This window comes from Microbacterium sp., from assembly GCF_041641055.1.
Taxonomy (GTDB): Bacteria; Actinomycetota; Actinomycetes; order Actinomycetales; family Microbacteriaceae; genus Microbacterium.
Map to the genome: position 1 here is coordinate 1 of NZ_JBEPZB010000001.1, position 17807 is coordinate 17807.

Annotated in this window: 21 protein-coding genes and 3 tRNA genes; 8 read left to right on the forward strand and 16 right to left on the reverse strand. The window is 68.7% G+C overall.

Going from position 1 to position 17807, the window contains the following annotated elements:
• The 9 genes from ACESK8_RS00005 to hpt form a co-directional block, all read right to left on the reverse strand.
• Positions 1-1863 (reverse strand): PH domain-containing protein (locus ACESK8_RS00005; RefSeq protein WP_372966736.1); only part of this gene is annotated, 1863 nt, incomplete at its 3' end.
• Complete coding sequence (locus tag ACESK8_RS00010) at positions 1860-2456, reverse strand: PH domain-containing protein (protein ID WP_372966737.1); 597 nt, start codon at positions 2454-2456, stop codon at positions 1860-1862. The genes ACESK8_RS00010 and ACESK8_RS00005, both read right to left, overlap by 4 nt.
• A complete protein-coding gene (locus tag ACESK8_RS00015; protein WP_372966738.1) occupies positions 2392-2889 on the reverse strand; it encodes a DUF3180 domain-containing protein in 498 nt (165 codons plus the stop codon). Before ACESK8_RS00015 ends, ACESK8_RS00010 begins: the two co-directional genes overlap by 65 nt.
• On the reverse strand, positions 2886-3425 hold the full coding sequence (folK, locus tag ACESK8_RS00020) for a 2-amino-4-hydroxy-6-hydroxymethyldihydropteridine diphosphokinase (protein ID WP_372966739.1): 540 nt from the start codon (positions 3423-3425) through the stop codon (positions 2886-2888). Before folK ends, ACESK8_RS00015 begins: the two co-directional genes overlap by 4 nt.
• Positions 3422-3814 carry a dihydroneopterin aldolase gene (gene folB / locus ACESK8_RS00025; RefSeq protein WP_372966740.1) on the reverse strand — a complete coding sequence of 131 codons (393 nt, stop codon included), beginning with the start codon at positions 3812-3814 and terminating at the stop codon, positions 3422-3424. Before folB ends, folK begins: the two co-directional genes overlap by 4 nt.
• Positions 3815-3816: 2 nt before the next feature.
• The gene (folP, locus tag ACESK8_RS00030; protein ID WP_372966741.1) at positions 3817-4623 is read right to left on the reverse strand and encodes a dihydropteroate synthase; all 807 of its coding nucleotides are present in this window, start codon (positions 4621-4623) and stop codon (positions 3817-3819) included.
• Positions 4620-5225: a GTP cyclohydrolase I gene (gene folE, locus ACESK8_RS00035; RefSeq protein WP_372966742.1), complete on the reverse strand. Its 606-nt coding sequence runs from the start codon at positions 5223-5225 to the stop codon at positions 4620-4622. The genes folP and folE overlap by 4 nt, the downstream gene beginning before the upstream one ends.
• 3 nt (positions 5226-5228) lie before the next feature.
• Positions 5229-7229: an ATP-dependent zinc metalloprotease FtsH gene (ftsH, locus tag ACESK8_RS00040; protein WP_372966743.1), complete on the reverse strand. Its 2001-nt coding sequence runs from the start codon at positions 7227-7229 to the stop codon at positions 5229-5231.
• Positions 7230-7308: 79 nt separating this feature from the next.
• Positions 7309-7860: a hypoxanthine phosphoribosyltransferase gene (gene hpt / locus ACESK8_RS00045; protein WP_372966744.1), complete on the reverse strand. Its 552-nt coding sequence runs from the start codon at positions 7858-7860 to the stop codon at positions 7309-7311.
• A 139-nt stretch (positions 7861-7999) separates the two neighbouring features.
• Here hpt and ACESK8_RS00050 point away from each other — a divergent pair, with 139 nt between their 5' ends.
• The gene (locus ACESK8_RS00050) at positions 8000-8605 is read left to right on the forward strand and encodes a DUF937 domain-containing protein (RefSeq protein ID WP_372966745.1); all 606 of its coding nucleotides are present in this window, start codon (positions 8000-8002) and stop codon (positions 8603-8605) included.
• 57 nt (positions 8606-8662) lie between these two features.
• Here the strand turns inward: ACESK8_RS00050 and tilS are convergent, their stop codons facing one another.
• Complete coding sequence (gene tilS / locus ACESK8_RS00055) at positions 8663-9649, reverse strand: tRNA lysidine(34) synthetase TilS (protein ID WP_372966746.1); 987 nt, start codon at positions 9647-9649, stop codon at positions 8663-8665.
• A gap of 22 nt (positions 9650-9671) precedes the next feature.
• On the opposite strand from tilS, the gene ACESK8_RS00060 reads away from it, so the two are divergent.
• Together ACESK8_RS00060 and ACESK8_RS00065 are read left to right on the forward strand one after the other, a co-directional pair.
• Positions 9672-10331 carry a TMEM175 family protein gene (locus ACESK8_RS00060; protein ID WP_372966747.1) on the forward strand — a complete coding sequence of 220 codons (660 nt, stop codon included), beginning with the start codon at positions 9672-9674 and terminating at the stop codon, positions 10329-10331.
• 38 nt (positions 10332-10369) lie between these two features.
• Entirely contained in the window at positions 10370-10861 is a 492-nt protein-coding gene (locus tag ACESK8_RS00065) for an inorganic diphosphatase (protein WP_060926386.1), read from the forward strand.
• 86 nt (positions 10862-10947) lie between these two features.
• Here ACESK8_RS00065 and ACESK8_RS00070 read toward each other — a convergent pair whose 3' ends face one another.
• On the reverse strand, positions 10948-12315 hold the full coding sequence (locus ACESK8_RS00070; protein ID WP_060926387.1) for a M23 family metallopeptidase: 1368 nt from the start codon (positions 12313-12315) through the stop codon (positions 10948-10950).
• Positions 12316-12526: 211 nt separating this feature from the next.
• On the opposite strand from ACESK8_RS00070, the gene ACESK8_RS00075 reads away from it, so the two are divergent.
• The 3 genes from ACESK8_RS00075 (at position 12527) to ACESK8_RS00085 (ending at position 12844) form a co-directional block, all read left to right on the forward strand.
• Positions 12527-12599, forward strand: a tRNA-Glu gene (locus ACESK8_RS00075).
• Positions 12600-12628: 29 nt separating this feature from the next.
• Positions 12629-12702: transfer RNA gene (locus tag ACESK8_RS00080), tRNA-Asp, on the forward strand.
• A 69-nt stretch (positions 12703-12771) separates the two neighbouring features.
• Positions 12772-12844: transfer RNA gene (locus tag ACESK8_RS00085), tRNA-Phe, on the forward strand.
• Between the two features lie 89 nt (positions 12845-12933).
• Here ACESK8_RS00085 and ACESK8_RS00090 read toward each other — a convergent pair.
• From ACESK8_RS00090 to ACESK8_RS00100, 3 genes are all read right to left on the reverse strand, one after another.
• A complete protein-coding gene (locus ACESK8_RS00090; protein ID WP_372966748.1) occupies positions 12934-14217 on the reverse strand; it encodes a HipA domain-containing protein in 1284 nt (427 codons plus the stop codon).
• A complete protein-coding gene (locus ACESK8_RS00095) occupies positions 14207-14428 on the reverse strand; it encodes a helix-turn-helix domain-containing protein (RefSeq protein ID WP_372966749.1) in 222 nt (73 codons plus the stop codon). The genes ACESK8_RS00090 and ACESK8_RS00095 overlap by 11 nt, the downstream gene beginning before the upstream one ends.
• 136 nt (positions 14429-14564) lie before the next feature.
• A complete protein-coding gene (locus ACESK8_RS00100) occupies positions 14565-14927 on the reverse strand; it encodes a winged helix-turn-helix transcriptional regulator (protein WP_372966750.1) in 363 nt (120 codons plus the stop codon).
• An 81-nt stretch (positions 14928-15008) separates the two neighbouring features.
• On the opposite strand from ACESK8_RS00100, the gene ACESK8_RS00105 reads away from it, so the two are divergent.
• Positions 15009-15413: a nuclear transport factor 2 family protein gene (locus tag ACESK8_RS00105; RefSeq protein ID WP_372966751.1), complete on the forward strand. Its 405-nt coding sequence runs from the start codon at positions 15009-15011 to the stop codon at positions 15411-15413.
• A gap of 5 nt (positions 15414-15418) precedes the next feature.
• On the opposite strand, the gene ACESK8_RS00110 is transcribed toward ACESK8_RS00105, so the two are convergent.
• Positions 15419-16366: a GlxA family transcriptional regulator gene (locus ACESK8_RS00110; protein ID WP_372966752.1), complete on the reverse strand. Its 948-nt coding sequence runs from the start codon at positions 16364-16366 to the stop codon at positions 15419-15421.
• Positions 16367-16492: 126 nt separating this feature from the next.
• On the opposite strand from ACESK8_RS00110, the gene ACESK8_RS00115 reads away from it, so the two are divergent.
• Positions 16493-17134 carry an isochorismatase family protein gene (locus ACESK8_RS00115; protein WP_372966753.1) on the forward strand — a complete coding sequence of 214 codons (642 nt, stop codon included), beginning with the start codon at positions 16493-16495 and terminating at the stop codon, positions 17132-17134.
• 34 nt (positions 17135-17168) lie between these two features.
• On the opposite strand, the gene ACESK8_RS00120 is transcribed toward ACESK8_RS00115, so the two are convergent.
• Positions 17169-17771, reverse strand: a complete 603-nt coding sequence (locus tag ACESK8_RS00120; protein ID WP_372966754.1) for a TetR/AcrR family transcriptional regulator — start codon at positions 17769-17771, stop codon at positions 17169-17171.
• Between the last annotated feature and the right edge of the window lie 36 nt (positions 17772-17807).

The following is a 17807-nucleotide window of genomic DNA, read 5'->3' on the forward strand; positions in this document are numbered from 1 at the left end:
ACCAGCAGGCGGCGCAACCGGCGGAGCAGGCGGCGCAACCGGAGGCGCAGGCGGCCCAGCCGGCGGCGTGGGCGGACCCACCGGCGGCGCAGGCGGACCCTGTTCGCTCGCGGCTCCGGGGTATCCACCCGGCACCGGCGACCCGTCGGCCTCCGTCACGTACTCCCCCCAGCGGTGGGTGTGGTCGCGAGCCGCTGCGGCGGCCGCCGCGGCGCTGACGCTGTCGATGAGATGGAGCGCGTCGTCCCGCTCGAGGCCCGAGAGATACCCGGTGATGAGCCCCTGCACCGAATGCACCTGAGCTCCCGACACGCGCTGCGCCCGGTCGATCGGCCCCTGCGACAGCGACACTCCCTGCAGTCGGGCGAGCGGGAAGATCGCGAGCTTGCGCCACACGATGCCGCGGCGCAGCAGGAGTCCGAACTCCGTCAGCGCGTAGCCGTGGCGCTTCCAGGACAGCGGTCGTCGCCACCAGGCGCGACGCGGGATGGTGCGGTACGGGTCTCCCTCGACCGGACCGAGGATGCCGTGCTCCCACACGAGCGGGATGTCGGCGACCGGCGCATCCGGAAGGATCAGCGCGAGCACGCGCTCGACGTCTGCCCGCTTACCCACCGGGAGCACCACACTGAACTGCTGGGCGGAGCCGGACGACTGCTGCGCGGCGCTCTTGCCGCTCATGCGGTTGATCCGGATCGTCCACCAGCCGAACGGACGCCACAGCAGCGACTGCGTGACCTCGACCGCGAAGATCCGGCCGGGTGGCAGAGTCTCGGTCACGGTGGTCAGCAGGCCGTAGGTGATCCGCACACCGTCGCGCGTCGGGGCGATCGAGTAGCGCAGCGACTTCGAGATCTGCGCCCAGGTGATACCCACGACGGCGATGACCATCGGGATCCCGATTCCCAGGCTGATGCCGAGACCGAGGAGCCCCTCGATCGGGTCGTCGTCGAAGACGGAGGCGATGGCCATCGAGCCGATCGCGACGCCGAAGATCACTCCGAAGAACACCAGCCACAGCAGACCCGAGATCGCCTGGGACCCGATGAGCCGTCCCGTCGGGATCTTGACGATGCTCTCGGGTTCGACGTCGGCGAGGTCCACTCCGGCGAGCAGACCGTTGACGCCCTCGTTCATCGAGCCCACGAGCTGTCCGCGGATGGATCCGGGTGCGCCGGGTGCTGCCGATCCCTCCTGCGGGACCGGCTGGGCACCGGGGGCGCCGATGAGCCCGGACTGCCGCGCCGCCCGTGCTCCCGACGCGAGACGGAGGATGTCCGACCGGACCGACTCCGCCCGAGCGGTCGCGAGGTACTCGAGTTCGACGTTGGAGTCGGTTCCGGCGCCCGCCACCTCGAGCTTCGCGAGTCCGATGAGACGAGCGGGGAACGGGCGCGTGAGGTTCACGCCCTGCACGCGGTCCAGCGGAGCGCGGCGGTGCGAGCGGAAGACGATGCCCTTGCGCACCTCGACGTGGTCGCCGGTGATGCGGAACTGCTGGAATCGCCAGATGAACCAGAAGATCGCCACGAGCACCAGGACGAGCGCGAGCACGCCGAGCAGCACCACGAGGATCAGGTTGTTCGAGAGGACCCAGTCGACGGGGTCGCCGCCGTTGTAGTCGTCGTAGTGCGCCTCCTCGGGAGTGAAGAGGTCGACGACCCAGGCGATCAGCCGGTCACGCAGGTTCGCGATCGCGATACCCGCGATGATGATCAGCGCCAGCCCGCCCTTGAACAGGGGGGTGAGCGGATGCATCCGATGCCACTCGCCGTCGGCGAGCGTCGCGTTCTCCGCACGCACGCCGCCCTGCTCTCCTGATGGGGAGGCGGATGCGGGTGCGGGCAGCTGCTGGTCGCTCACAGGCCCGTCCGGCGGGTCTCGGCGACCTCGATGAGCGTGTCGCGCAGGGCTTCGGCCGCAGCCTGGGCGAGGCCGGGGATCTGCACGCCGGTGGTGGCCGCCGCGGTCACCATCTTGAGCTGCGAGACGCCGAAGGCGCGGTCGAGCGGACCCTGTGTGATGTCCACGAGCTGCATGCGCCCGTAGGGGACGGCGATCATCCGCTGCCAGAGGATGCCCTTGCGGAAGACGATGTCGTCCGCGCGGAGCATGTATCCGATGGCCTTGGCCTGTCGGGGCAGGATCACGAGGGTCAGCAGCGTGATGAGGATGATCACGCCGGCAGGGATCCACACCCAGGTCTGCTGCAGCCACAGCGCGAGGACGGCCGCGATCCCCAGCACGACCGCGATGAAGATCGCGTTCTGCACGACCTGCGAGACGACGTAGCGCGGCGAGATCTGGTGCCACGACCCGTCGAGCTCGAGCCTCGCCTCGCTGCGCGCGGTGCGCAGCTGCGAGTACGTGCCCCGGTCCAGGGCTCCGAGGTCAGTGACCTCCGCCGAATTCAGCGGGGCCGGGGTCCCCGGCTCGATCTGTGGGTTCTGAGTCATCAGGATCCTTCGGCAGTGTGCAGAACTGTTCGGCGACGAGCGCGGCGATGACGAGCACGATCGCACTTCCGATCAGCGCCAGCATCGCCACAGTCGACCCTACCGGGGGATCGATCGGCCTCGACAGGAGGAACGCGAACAGTCCGGCGCCGAAGCCCGCCATGATCGCTCCGAGCAGGCTGGAGGCGCGGGCGAGGGTGACCGCCCTGGTGGCGCGGAACGGGTCGATTCGGACGCCGTCGCGGACGCTCGATCGCACCGGCCATGCGACCCCCAGGGAGGCCGCCCCGATGAGCAGCAGCAGCACCGGAAGCAGCAGCGACGGAGTGAACGTCGTGCGCCCCATCGCCGTCAGCATGTGGTCGAGCACGAACCCCCCGGCGCCCGCGAACACGGCGAGGACGATGAGGACCCCCACGGAGGTGCGCTTCACGACGGGTCCTCCGCACGCAGCCGGGCGATGAGGTCGGCGATGGGGCCGTGCCCGGGGAGCGCCGCGCGCTGGTCGAGTTCGAACCACGGCTCGAGGACGAAGAGCCGCTCGGCTGCGCGCGGATGCGGCAGCTGCAGGTCCTCCTCGTCCGAGGACTCGTCGCCGTAGGCGATCAGGTCGAGGTCGAGCGTGCGATCGCCCCAGCGCTCATGGCGCTGACGTCCGTGTTCGTCCTCGATGGCGTGCAGCATGCCCATCAGGATCGACGGGGCGAGTCGCGTCCTCACGAGCGCCACCGCGTTGACGTACCCCGGAGCGTCGGGGTCGGGACCGTCGAGACGCAGGGCCACGGTCTCGACGAGCGACGACAGCCGGACATCGCTGACGAGAGGAAGGCGGGCGATGCGCTCAGCGGCCGCACGGATCGTCGCCTCGCGGTCGCCGAGGTTGGCGCCGAAGGCGACGACGGCGACCGCCTCCCGGCGACCGGGACGGGGGCCGGGGACGCTCGGCGGGTTCGCCAGATTCCTGCTCATCGCGGCTCCTCTGCGGCCGGCTGCTTCTGCGACCGGTGCACGGTCACGGCGACATCCGAGAAGGTGAGGGCGATCGGCGCGTGCGGCTTGTGCACGGTGACGGAGACCTCGCGCACGCGATGATCGCTGAGCGCCACCTCCGCGATGCGCTCGGCAAGCGTCTCGATCAGATCGACGGGTTCACCGGCGACGACGGCCGCGACCTGCTCGGCCAGCTCGCCGTAGTGCACGGTGTCGGCCACGTCGTCGGATGCCGCGGCATCCAGCAACGGCATCCTCAGGCGCAGATCGACCGTGAACTCCTGCCCGTTCTCGCGCTCGTGGTCGTAGACGCCGTGCCTGCCGAACACCGTGAGGCCGGTGAGGACGATCTCGTCGAGGGAACCCATGGTCATCCTTCCCAGGCGTGGGCGATGGCGAGGGCATCGCGAGTCGCGCAGACGTCGTGCACCCTGACGGCCCAGACGCCCGCGCGTGCGGCCAGGGCGCTCGTCACGGCGGTGGCCAGGTCGCGGCGAGCCTCCGACACCTCGGCGTCGGTATGCGCTCGCTGCAGCGTCTCGGCGAGGAACCGCTTGCGCGAGGTGCCCACGAGCACGCGGGGCCCCAGGGCGACGATCTCGTCGAGACCGCGCAGCACATCCCAGTTCTGGGCGCCCGCCTTCGCGAACCCGATACCGGGATCGACGATCAGGCGCGACGGGGCGATCCCTGCAGCAGCGGCCGCACTGACCCGCTCCTGCAGTTCGCCTGCCACTTCGCGGGCCGGCCGGTGGTACTCGGCGCGGGCATACATGTCATCGGAGAATCCGCGCCAGTGACCGATGGCGTAGTCCGCACCGGACCCCGCGACGACGGCGAGCATGTCGGCGTCGGCCAGCCCCCCGGAGACGTCGTTCACGATGCGCGCCCCCGCGCGGACGGCGGCTGCGGCGGTCGAGGCGTTGAGCGTGTCGATGCTGACGGGCGCTCCGGCGGCCACGAGCCGCTCGATGACGGGGAGCACGCGCTCCTGCTCGACCTCTGCTCCGACCCGCTCGGCTCCCGGCCGAGTCGACTCCCCGCCGACATCGAGCACCGTGGCGCCGTCGGCGCGCATCCGCAGGCCGTGCTCGACGGCGCGATCGACGTCGAGATAGCGTCCGCCGTCGCTGAACGAGTCCGGCGTGACGTTCACGATGCCCCAGATGCCTGTCATCCGTGCGCCGTCCCCGCGCCGGAGGACCCGATCAGCGCGATGAGCTCCGCGCGTGCGATCGGCTCGGTGTACTCGCCGCGGGCGGCGATCGTGAGGGTCGATGCCTCGGGCTGTCGCCCGCCGCGCATTGTCACGCAGCCGTGGCTCGCATCGAGCACCACGAGCACGCCGCGGGTGTCGAGGTGCTCCGCGATCGTGTCGGCGATCTGCTCGCCGAGGCGCTCCTGCACCTGCGGCCGCGTGGCGAGGATCTCGACGACCCGCACCAGGGCGCCGAGTCCGACGACCTGCTCGCCCGGCAGGTACGCGATGTGCGCGCGACCGGCGAACGGCAGCAGGTGGTGCTCGCAGACGGAGCGGAAGCGGATGTCCCTCAGCAGGACCGCGCCGGACGCGAGAGTGTCAGGGGCAGGGCCACGCGTGACGCTGATCGTGTGCGCGAGCGGCGCCCCGGCATCCTCCCCCACTCCGGAGAAGAACTCCGCGTACAGGTCTCCCATCCGCGCCGGCGTCTGCTTCAGACCGGGGCGGTCGGGATCCTCCCCGATCGCCTCGAGCAGTTCCCGCGTGAGCCGCTCGACGCGTGCGCGGTCGACTGCCACGACTCAGGCCGTCGCAGGTCGAGCCTGCCCGGCGCCCGCCGAGCCGGACTGCGTGCGCGGTGCCGCTGCCGGCGCCTCGACGGACGCCGCGAGGGAGACGTCCTTCTTGGGAACCTCGATCGGCGGACGCTCCGACACGGGCCGGGCCTCGCTGGACAGCCAGAGGGGACGCTCGGGGAGCTTTTTGATCTCGGTGAAGATCTCCGCGATCTGGTTGTGGTCCAGCGTCTCCTCCTCGAGGAGGGCGAGCGCGAGCCGGTCGAGGATCTCGCGGTTAGCGCTGATCACCTCGTACGCCTCGTTGTGCGCCTGCTCGATGAGTGCGCGCACCTCGGCGTCGACCCGCTCGGCGACCTTCTCGGAGTACTCCCGGCCGCGGCCCATGTCGCGCGCGACGAACATGTCGCCGCCCTCGGAGCCGAGCTTGACCGGACCGACCTGCGTCGTCATCCCGTACTCGATCACCATCTTGCGGGCGATCGAGGTCGCCTTCTCGATGTCGTTGGACGCGCCGGTGGTGGGGTCGTGGAAGATGATCTCCTCGGCGACGCGGCCGCCCATCGCGTAGGTGAGCTGGTCCTGCAGCTCGTTGCGCGTCACCGAGTACTTGTCATCCAGCGGCAGCACCATCGTGTAGCCGAGCGCCTTGCCGCGCGGAAGGATCGTGATCTTCGTCACCGGGTCGGTGTAGTTCATCGCCGCCGCCGCGAGCGCGTGACCGCCCTCGTGATAGGCGGTGATGAGCTTCTCCTTGTCCTTCATCACACGCGTGCGACGCTGGGGGCCGGCGATCACACGGTCGATGGCCTCATCGAGGGCGCGGTTGTCGACCAGCTGCGCGTTGGAGCGGGCGGTCAGCAGCGCGGCCTCGTTCAGGACGTTGGCGAGGTCCGCACCCGTGAAGCCGGGGGTCTTGCGGGCGACGACCTCGAGGTCGACGCTCTTGGCCAGGGGCTTTCCCTTGCTGTGCACCTCGAGGATCTTCTGACGACCGCGGAGGTCGGGGGCGTCGACGCCGATCTGACGGTCGAAACGGCCCGGGCGCAGCAGCGCGGGATCGAGGATGTCGGGACGGTTCGTCGCCGCGATCACGATGACGTTCGCGTTCGGGTCGAAGCCGTCCATCTCGACGAGCATCTGGTTGAGCGTCTGCTCGCGCTCGTCGTTCCCGCCGCCCATGCCTGCACCGCGGTGACGGCCGACCGCGTCGATCTCGTCGATGAAGATGATGGCGGGCGAGTTCTCCTTGGCCACGTTGAACAGGTCGCGCACTCGCGATGCGCCGACACCGACGAACATCTCGACGAAATCAGAACCCGAGATCGAGTAGAACGGGGCTCCCGCCTCGCCGGCGACCGCGCGGGCGAGCAGCGTCTTTCCCGTTCCCGGAGGGCCGTACAGCAGCACGCCCTTCGGGATGCGAGCGCCGATGGCCTGGAACTTGGCCGGGTCCTGCAGGAACTCCTTGATCTCGTGGAGCTCCTCGATGGCCTCGTCCGCACCGGCGACGTCGGCGAAGGTGACCGTCGGCGTCTCCTTGTTCACGAGCTTGGCCTTGGACTTGCCGAACTGCATGACCTTGCCGCCGCCGCCCTGCATCGAGGACAGCAGCCACCAGAACAGCAGGCCGAGCAGCACGAGCGGAAGCAGGAGAGAGAGGATGCCGTCGAACCAGGTCGCTCGCGGCACGGCGTCATTGAAGCCGTCCTTGGGATCCGCGTCGTTGATCGCCTTCACGACCTCGTCCGCGCGAGCCTCGACGTAGTAGAACTGCACGTTCTCGGAGCCCTCGAACGCCTTCGACAGCGTCATGTCCACGCGCTGGTCGCCATCGGTGGTGACGACCTCGGTGACGGACTCGCCGGCGAGCAGCTTCAGACCCTCCTGGGTCGTGATCTGCTTCGGCGCGCCGAGGTTCGAGATCAGCAGGAAGCCGCCGAAGAGCAGCAGACCGATCAGAGCGACGTAGATCAGCGGATTCCGAGTGAGCTTCTTGACATCCATGGTCGGATCAGCGTATCGCGCACGCCCTAGGTGGCCGCTGTGCGTTCACCCACGGCGTAGCGGTGTCGGCAGAAGCGGTTCAGCTGTAGACGTGGGGCGCCAGCACCGCGACGTCGCGGAGATTGCGGTAGCGCTCGTTGTAGTCCAGGCCGTACCCGACCACGAAGTCGGTGGGGATGTCGAAGCCGACGTACTTGCAGTCGATGACCACCTTCGCAGCCTCCGGCTTGCGCAGCAGCGCCAGCACCTCGATCGACTCGGCGCCGCGCGACCCGAAGTTCTCGAGAAGCCAGCTGAGCGTGAGTCCGGAATCGATGATGTCCTCGACGATCAGGACGTGCTTGCCGTTCAGGTCGGTGTCGAGGTCCTTGCGGATCTGCACGACGCCGCTGGACTTCGTGCTCGCGCCGTAGCTCGACACGGCCATCCAGTCCATCGGGGCGTGGAAGGGCAGCGCCCTCGCGAAGTCGGCCATGACCATGACGGCGCCCTTGAGCACGCCGACGAGGATCAGGTCCTTCCCCTCGTAGTCGATCGCGACCTGAGCGGCGAGCGAGTCGAGCTTGGCGAGGATCTCCTCCTCTGTGACGAGGATCTGGTCAAGGTCGTCCTGGATTTCCGCGGCGCGCATGGATCGATTTTAGGTGACGCGCACCGATGCTCCCGCCACGGATCAGCAGAGGCACGAGCGATATTCCGGGTGCGTCCGCAGCATCCGCACTACTCTGGGCGGTGTGACGGGCGGACGCCCCTGACGGAAGGAACTTCCCATGGCTCTCGACGACATCCTCACGCAGGTCCCGATCGATGACATCGCCGCGAAACTGGGGGTCTCCCCCGACGTCGCGAAGACAGCCGTCGAGCAGGGCGGTGCGGTGCTGCTGGGCGGCCTCGCCAAGAACGCCTCCACGCCGGAGGGCTCCTCCGCCATCGAGGACGCATTGAAGCGCCACGAGGGAACGGCAGGGGCTGCGAAGGTCGACGACATCGATCAGGCCGACGGCGGCAAGATCGTCTCGCACATCCTCGGCTCCGACAAGGAGAAGGTGACGCAGAAGCTCACCGAGTCCAAGGAGACCGCCGGCATCGACTTCGGCAAGCTGCTGCCGATCCTCGCCCCGATCGTGATGGGCCTGATCGCCAACGCGAACAAGGGCAAGTCCACGGGCTCCGGCTCCGCGGAGGCACCCTCCGGTGGCGGCGGGATCGGCGACGTGATCGGCGGACTCCTCGGCGGCGGCAACTCCTCCGGCGGCTCCTCGGGCGGCGGCATCGGCGACATCCTCGGCGGGCTCCTCGGCGGCGGCAACTCGTCCGGCGGCGGAGGCGGCATCGGCGACATCCTCGGCGGTCTCCTCGGCGGCGGCAAGAAGTAGCAGACCGCCTGGAGACTCAGCACTGCGGCCTCCCTCGAGGGGGCCGCAGTGTCGTCGCTATCGAGCAGTGAAGACGACCCGCCCACCGGCACGGGCAGCCGAGCACCCCGGCAGGTCGATCGGCCCCTGACCCGACCAGTCCGTGACCAGCCTCGCCACCTCCAGCGTCTGCAGCCGGGTCAGGCTCACGCCGAACTCGCTGTCCACGACGAGGCGGATGATCCGGTTGCGCAGTGCCGCGGGGTTGGCGGCGAGGGCCGCGACGCTCACCGAGATCCCGGCCTCCGCGTGCTCGACGATGTCCTCGATCGTCTCGTGGATCATCTCGTCGAACGCCTCGGCGTCCTCCCGCAGCTGTTCGGCGGTGCGGACGAGAGCCTCGGCGATACCCGGACCGAGCTCGGCCTCCAGCACCGGCAGCACCCGCTCGCGCACCCGCACCCTGGCGAACCTGTCGTCGGTGTTGTGCGGGTCGTCCCAGACCTCGAGTCCGGATGCCACGCAGAACGCCCGCGTCGTCTCGCGACGCACGCCGAGCAGCGGCCGCACCCAGCGGAGGCCGTCGTCGTCGGTGCGCGTGACGGCCATGCCCTGCAGGCTCGCGGCACCGGACCCGCGAGCGAGCCCGAGCAGCACGGTCTCGGCCTGGTCGTCGAGCGTGTGGCCGAGGAGCACCGCCGAGGCCTTCACGTCGGCCGCGGCATCCGCCAGCACTCGATACCGGGCCTCGCGTGCCGCGGCCTCGGGTCCCCCCTCGCCTCCCACGTCGACCCGCACGATCAACGCGCCCAGGCCGAGCGCGGTTGCCGTCTGCGCAGCGCGCGAGGCGACGGCATCCGACCCGTCCTGCAGCCCGTGATCGACGGTCAGCGTCCCCACGCGGATCCCCCGCTTCGGTGCTTCGAAGGCTGTGGCTGCGGCGAGCGCGAGCGAGTCGGCTCCCCCCGAGAGCGCGACGACCACCGTCGAGCCCTCCGGCAGATCGGCGAGCGCGGTGCGCACGGCCAGGCGGATCTCGGCGATTGCGGGTGAGAGTGAGGGCACGCGTCCACGCTAGCCTGGCGCCGTGACTGAACAGGTGCTGAGGTTCCGGACCGAGCGGTTCAAGGCGTTCGTCGACGCGGTCGTCGCCATCGCGATGACGCTGCTGATCCTGCCTCTGATGGAGTCCGTGTCCGAGGCCGCCGCCGACAGGCTGACGACCGCCGAGTTCTTCACCGAGCACTCGGGCCAGCTGCTCAGCTTCGGTCTGAGCTTCGTCCTGATCGCCACCTTCTGGATGGGCCACCACCGGCAGTACCGCGACGCGGAGTGGATCACGGCGCCGCTGCTGTGGATCAACGTCGCATGGATGGCGACCATCGTCTGGTTGCCTGTGCCCACTGCGATGATCGGTCAGATGGACACGGATGCCCTGCAGGCCGTCGTGTACATCGGCACCCTCATCCTCACCCAGGTGACCACACTGGCCGGCTGGCTGTACCTGCTGCGCCACCCCGACCTTACGACCACGCCTGCCGAAGTCGCGCAGGCCGGGGTGATCGGCGACCTCGCGGCGATCATCCTGTTCCTGATCGCGCTGGCCATCGCCGTGTTCGTCCAGCCCTACGGCTACGCGGGTCTCCTGGTCCTGCTGCTCAGCGGCGTCGTCACGAAGGTGCTCCGGAGGATCGGCGGACGCCGCGCAGGCGGCGACTCGCCGGGGAGCGCCCCGCGGGTAGGCTAGTGCGCGGCATCCACCCGTCTTTTCTGAGGAGCACACGCATGGGCGCACACGACGCCGTCATCGAGATCCCGCGCGGCAGCCGCGTGAAGTACGAGGTCGACCACGAGACCGGACGAGTGCACCTCGACCGCGTGCTCTACACGACCTTCGGATACCCGGCCGACTACGGCTACTTCGACAACACCCTCGGCGAGGACGGCGACCCGCTCGACGTGCTCGTCCTGCTCGACCACGCCATCTACCCCGGCGTCGTCGTCGAGGTCCGCCCGGTCGCCGTGCTCAAGATGAGCGACGAGGCCGGTGGCGACGACAAGCTCGTCGCCGTGCTGTCGAAGGACCCCCGCTGGGCCCACATCCAGGACATCGGCGACATCGCCGAGTACACCAAGAAGGAGATCGCGCACTTCTTCGAGCACTACAAGGACCTCGAGCCCAACAAGTGGGTCAAGGTCGACGAGTGGGGCGACGCGGCAGAGGCGCAGCGCATCCTCGACGAGGCGATCGTCCGCTTCGGCGAGCAGGGCCACTGACACCTGCCCGACGGGCCATCGGCCCGACGCACGAGACCCCCGGTTCCGCTCAGCGGCCGGGGGTCTCGTGCGTGACGGAAGGAGGCTCAGACCGAGACGCCCTTGCCCGCCATGAAGTTGATGGGGTTGGTGTAGCCGCCGTTGATGTAGACCTCGAAGTGGAGGTGGCATCCGAACGACCCGCCGGTGTTCCCCGCGTAGGCGATGACCTGACCGGCCTCGACCCACTGGCCGCTGCGCACCGCGTAGCCGCCGGGCTTGATGTGGGCGTACCCGGTCGCGATGCCGCCGCCGTGCTGGATGCGGATGTAGTTGCCGTAGCCGCCGTTGTAGAAGGCTGCGTCCACCGTGCCGGAGTGCGCCGCGTAGATCGCCGCACCGCAGCCGTTGGCGAGGTCGACGCCGTAGTGGTAGCTCGAGGAGCATCCGCCGGAGTCGCAGATCGGCGTGCGAGGACCGTAGCCCGAGCTGCGGTGACCGCCGTGCGGGCGCACCCAGCCGCCGCGACCGGGGCTGCCGCCACCGCCGCTGCTGCCGCCGTCGTTGCCTCCGGCGTTGGCTGCGGCCTCGGCGGCCTCACGACGCTTGCGCTCCTCTTCGGCCTTGCGCACGCCCTCCTTGTAGCTGGCGACCGTGGTCGCCGTCTTGCTCTTGAGGGCGGCGAGCTGAGCCTCCATGGTGGCGAGGTTCTCGGTCTGCTCGTCGAGAGCGGCCTGGGCGGCATCCGCGGCGGCCTGGGCCTCGACCATCTTCTGTTCGGCGACCTGCTGCAGGCGGTCGCGCTCGGTGCGCGCGACGACGGCCTGGTCGCTCAGCGACTGCGCCGAGTTGCGGGCGGCGACCGCGTTGTCGTAGACCGACTGGTTGTACTCGAGGAGCTTGTCCATCGTGCCGAGGCGCGAGAGCAGCTCGTCGGCGTTGTCGGCGGAGCCAGCGAAGAACAGCTCGAGCGAGGTGTCGTCCCCGCCGTTCCGGTACAGCTGCGCGGCGACCTGACCGGCCTTGGTGGCCGCCTCGTCGGCGATCGCGGCCTGAGCGTCGGCCTGCGTCTGCAGCTCCTCGGCGACGCGGATGGCGTCGAAGAACTCCTGCTGGGCGACGTAGTAGGCGTCGGACGCGATCTGGGCCTGGGCCTGGGTGTCGGCGACCTTCTGGGTGAGGCTCTGGATGAGCCCCTCGATGCGCTTGACCTCGTTGGCCTTGGCGGCCTCGTTCTTCATGGCGTTCTGGACGTCGTCCCAGCTCGGGTACGACGCGGCGTAGGCGGCGGTCACACCGGAGGTGACGCCGAAGGCGCTGAGCGCGACGACACTGAGAGCGCCGAGGCTGATGGCGCTGCGGCGCGTCAGAGAGCCCTTCTGCCAGAAGGCCTTGCTCTCGGCGGGCGTGGGCGCGCAGCCGCAATCGTCGGATGCCGCCGCGGCAGCATCCAGCGTGGAGTGCTTGTCGTTCACACGGCCCCTTCCGCCGGTTTCACAAATGCCACACTAACAACTTCTTTCACATCCGCACCAGGTGGCGGACAGCATCAGCGAGCACAGCGATACGAGTCCATCGTCCTCCTGAACACGCCCGGGAGGCAGCAGGCTCGCCCTCGATTCGCGTTTTGCTCGGATCTTCCCTTATGCTTGAGCGTCGGCAAGGAAGTCCCCTGGGACTGACTTCGGCCCCATCGTTTAGCGGCCTAGGACGCCGCCCTTTCACGGCGGTAGCACGGGTTCGAATCCCGTTGGGGTCACTCCTTCCGATACAATTGAAAACAAGTATGGCCCTGTAGCGCAGTTGGTTAGCGTGCCGCCCTGTCACGGCGGAGGTCGCGGGTTCAAGTCCCGTCAGGGTCGCTCTAAGCGACGGGCCCTTTTCTTCGAAGAGGGCCTTTCGTCTAGATGCGACAGGTTCGCCGGTCGCACGGCTCTGTAGCTCAGTTGGTAGAGCGCACGACTGAAAATCGTGAGGTCACGGGATCGACGCCCGTCGGAGCCACAGGGTGATCATTACAGTCACCTTAGGAACCCTCGCCTAGCTTCTACATGGCGGGGGTTTCCGCTTTTCCCGGCGACTTGTGCCGGTCGTCACGCGCTCCACCCACGTGATGACGCGTATTCCTGGATGCTGTCGACCATCCGCCCGACGAAAGGGTCGTCGCCCAGCTGCGCTCGCGCGGCATCCGCCGCCGCCGCGTAGGCGATCACGATGCCGTCCGTGATCTCATGGGCGCGCGCCTCAGCCCAATCGCGGTCGACACCGATCCGCGCCCCCACCCTGACCAACGAATCGACGCCGATCCGCCCGACGTTGTACTCGCCCTCGATCGACATGGCCAGCTTCGGGCTGCTGCCGCCCCTGGTGAGATACGGAGCGAAACTGCCGAGGTCGTAGAGCGGGGCGAGCGTGGCACGGTCGCGCCGCAGCAGAAGCGAGTAGTTCTTCGCGTGCGCGTCGGTACCGAGAGACGCCACCGAGAACACGAGAGCCTCGTAGAACTGTCGTGCGTTGTTTCGTCGGTCTTCGGCGTCAGGCAGGGAGTTGATGAGGCGGGCAATCGCTGCGACTCCTGGCCCACCCTCGGACTGATACTTCCTATCCGGCGGCACGCTCAGCGCCTGACAGAGGTCCTCCTGATGGAGGCGATGCCAACGTCCGTCTTCGAGCCGGCGGTCGTAGCGCGTGGAGACGAACACCGCGTGGCCACGTTCGGTGGTCACCAAGAAGTCGTCAGCGACGTGAAGCCGCAACTCACGCGCCGCGGCCATCGTCATGAACTCGTTGATGTGATGGTCAGGATAGGGTGCGACCGCTGGTTTGAGTATGTGCGTGGTCGGTGTCGAATCCTGCGGCACCGCCCATCGGTCCTGCTCGGTGCGGAACAGCGCGACTTTCGGTTGCGCACCGGGAAGACTCCAGCGTGCGTCATCCGTACGCCTCCCCCAAGTGTCACCGTTGCGGACAAGGTCCGCGACGAGCTCCGCGAAGTCGGTATCGGTGAGTTCTCTCACATCGCCATGACGTTCGGCTGCGTCAGCGCTCGCCTCACCGGGCGGAAGCAGCTGCACCGCACCGGCCGCGTCACGACCGATGTGCGAGAGCAGCGCGAAAGGATTGCTGGCGCTGACACGGTACTCGCGTCCGAGTTCCGCGAGCCGGCCCGTGCTGTCGGGAAGCAACCCTTGCAGGAAAGCGCGCACCGGCTTGTTCTTGTGCCCGGCGCGCACAAGCGGCAGGGAGAGTGAGAGCGGCGTGGCTCCACGTCGGGCCCGGTAGTCGGTGTCGTAGGTGAAGGACAAGGCGCCGCCAGCCGACTGTTCGACAACGCCGATCGCGGTGCCATCGAGATACGCGAACAGTTCACTCGCCATCGTCGACCTCGCTGACGTCGACGACGAGGCCGAGTTCCCGGAGAACGCGCATGAGCCGGAAGAGCGTGACGGTCGTGGACCCGTTCTCCAAGCGCACGACCCACTCGCGAGTAACGCCGGCGCGGCGCGCGAGCTCAGCTTGAGACATACTCAGACCTTCGCGACGCTCAGCGACGAGGGCCCCGAAGTCGGACGCAGCGCGTACTTCCATCTCCACCTCGCAAGTGACTTATAACGCACAACTATATATGTGACTTATAACGCACACAAGAGGAAGTGACTTATAGCGCACACTCCTGATGGTGCCGGAACGCGCCACGCCCACCACTCGACCCGGCCCCGCCGCCTCACCGGCGGTCGTACTCGTCTCGCGCAGCGAGCACCTCTTCGATGTGCCCCTCAGCCCAGCGGCCGAGAGCGGTCAGCGGCTCCCGCAGCGTGAGCCCCAGCCCCGTCAGGTCGTACTCGACCCGCGGTGGCATCTCGTCGTATGCGGTGCGGGTCACGAGGCCGTCGCGCTCCAGGTCGCGGAGGGTGTCCGCGAGCACTTTCGCACTGATCCCACCGACGCGCTCGCGGATCGCGCCGAACCGAGCGGGGCCGTCGCTCAGCGCGATCACGATCATCGCTGTCCACTTGTTGGCCACCCGGGCGAGCGATGTCCGGGAGGGGCACGTGGGCAGCATCACATTCCAGACCGGATCATCCATCGAAACCGCCTCCCTTAGTTACGTTGAGGTAACAGGTTACCGAATGTAACCATTATGTCACCACCACCGAAGGAGAGAATGATGACCGACCTCAACCCCGCCACCATCGCCCGCACGTACTTCGACGCCCTGGGCCGCGGCGACATCCCGACCGTCATGGCGCAGTTCAGCCCGGACGTCGTCTGGCACCAGCCGGGCGCCCACCGCTTCTCCGGCGTGCACACCGGCATCGAGGGCGTCGGCGCTCTGCTGGGCGGCATGATGGAGATCTCTGCCGGCACCTTTGCCCTCGCCGTCACCGGCCCCGCCATGGTCAACGGCGAGCTCGTCGCCGTACCCGTGCGGTTCTCCGGCCGACGCTCGGACATCTCGATGGACATGGGCGGCGTCGACCTGCTCACCGTGCGCGAGGGGAAGATCGTCGAGGTGCACCTCTTCTCCGAGGACGCGCCCGCGGAGGACGCGTTCTGGGGCCAGCACGACTGACGCCGTCAGGGGCGCGCGTCGAACCGCCGTCGGTAGTCCGACGGCGTGCATCCGAACGCGGTGCCGAAGTTCTGACGCAGGGTCACCGGGTTCCCGAAGCCGCACGCCGCAGCGACCTGGTCGACCGAGAGGCTCGACGTCTCCAGCAGGCGTCGAGCCTCATCGAGTCGTCGAGAACGCACCCATGCGGCGGGCGTCGTGCCGGTCGAGTCGCGGAACGCGCGCACGAAGGACCGGCGACTCATGCGAGCGGCTTGCGCCAGTCGGTCGACGGCGAGGTCGTGAGCGAGATTCCGCATCGCCCACGCTGTCGCGACCCCGATCGGATCGTCGGCGGCACCCCGCGGCACCGGACGCTGGATGTACTGTGCTTGACCGCCTTGGCGATGGGGCGCGACCACGAGGCTCCTCGCGACCTGATTCGCCGCCTCGGCGCCCAGGCGGGATCGGACGACGTGCAGGCAGGCATCGAGCCCGGATGCAGTGCCGGCCGACGTCATCACATCCCCGTGGTCGATGTAGAGCACTCGGGCGTCGACCACGACGTCGGGGTGCGCGCGGGCCAGCCTGTCGGCGGCGTTCCAGTGAGTGGCGGCGCTGCGCCCGTCGAGCAACCCGAGGTCGGCCACCGCGATGGCACCGAGGCAGAGACCGGCCACCGCAGCACCTCGGCCGTGCGCGGCCACGACCGCTCGGTGCGCAGCGGGATCCCAGGCCGTGCCCCCGTCCCCCCAGGATGGGATCACGATCAGATCTGCGTCGGATGTCGCCTCAAGTCCCTGCACCCCGCTCAGGGTGTACCCCTCGGCTGTCCGCACGGCACCGGCGCGATCGGCGAACAGGATGCTCTCCCATTCGCCGAGTCGTTGCCGTCGGACTTCGTCGAACACCATCTGTGGGACGGACAGGTGGAACATCGTGACGCCATCGAAGGCATAGATCGCGATCTTCATCCGCACCCCTCTGTTCGATGGCCTGATTTCATCGTATCGCCGCCTCCGTGCCAATGGCCCCCGACGCCGACGCGCAGCAGACTGGCAGGAGTCGCCGCACTCGCGGCCCCGATCGAAGGAGCACCCATGACCGACGCGAACCGCGCCCTCGTCCTCGTCGACATCCAGCAGGAGTACTTCGATGGACCGCTGACGATCCAGCACCCTCCGGTCGACCGATCGCTCGCCCGCGTCACCGCTGCCATCGACGCGGCCGCTGCGGACGGTGTGCCGGTCGTCGTCGTCCAGCACACCGCGGGTGATGACGCTCCTGTCTTCAACCCCACGACCGTCGGCTTCGCCCTGCACCCCGACATCGAGGCCCGTCGAACGAGCGACTGGACGCCGATCACCAAGCGGTTCAGCTCGGTCTTCGCCGGCACCGACCTCGTCGACTGGGCACGTCGCCATGAGATCGACACGGTCACCCTCGCGGGCTACATGACGAACAACTGCATCATCGCCTCCGCAGCGGACGCCGAGATGCACGGCATCCAGGTCGAGGTGCTGTCCGACGCGACCGGTGCGATCAGTATCGCGAACGCCGCTGGTCACGTCGATGCGCGCACCGTCCACGAGACGCTCATGGCACTTCTGCACTCCAACTTCGCCGCCGTGGCCGACACCGACACCTGGATCGGCGCGATCACAGACGGCGCCTCGCTCCCGAAGGACAACCTGCTCACCTCCGCGCAGGCAGGCGCCGCGCTGTTCGTTGCGCAGAACTAGATCACGCGGAGCCGGTCGCCGACACTCCGACGCCTCAGGCGGCGAGCAGCGTGCGCAGCTGGCCGGCGATCTCCTCGACGACCTCGTCGACCGACAGGTGGACGTTGATCGAGGCGGCCATCGTCAGGAACATGACGGCCGAGACGATGCGGGCGCGGGCGCGGGCGACCTCGGGATCCACGCCGCTCGCGCGCGCGATGACCTCGGCGACGACCTCCTCGGTCTGCGCCGTCAGCGCCAGCGCATCCCGGTGGTGCGGCTCCTCGGGATCCCCGAACACGATCTCGCGAAGGTAGGTCCGACCGTTGTCGATCTGCTTGCGGTTGCACTCCACGACCGGTCGCACGACGGCCAGGACCGCAGCTCCCACGTCGTCGATGCCGGCGGCATCCGCTCGGCCGCGATCAATGGCCTCGGCGTACATCGAGTTCTGCACGAGCAGCAGCAGCTCGCCCTTCGTTCGGGCGTAGAGGAAGAGCGTGCCGGTGCCGATGTCCGCTCGATCGGCGACCTCCTGCGTCGTGACGTCGTCGACCCCGCGCGCGGCGAACAGCTCCCCCGCGGCGGCGGTGATGCGCTCGAGCTTGTCGCGCTTGTTGCGCTCGCGACGTCCGAGGGGCGTGGCATCGAGCGACATCGGTCCTCCTGGGAACAAATACTGATCAAGCTCAGT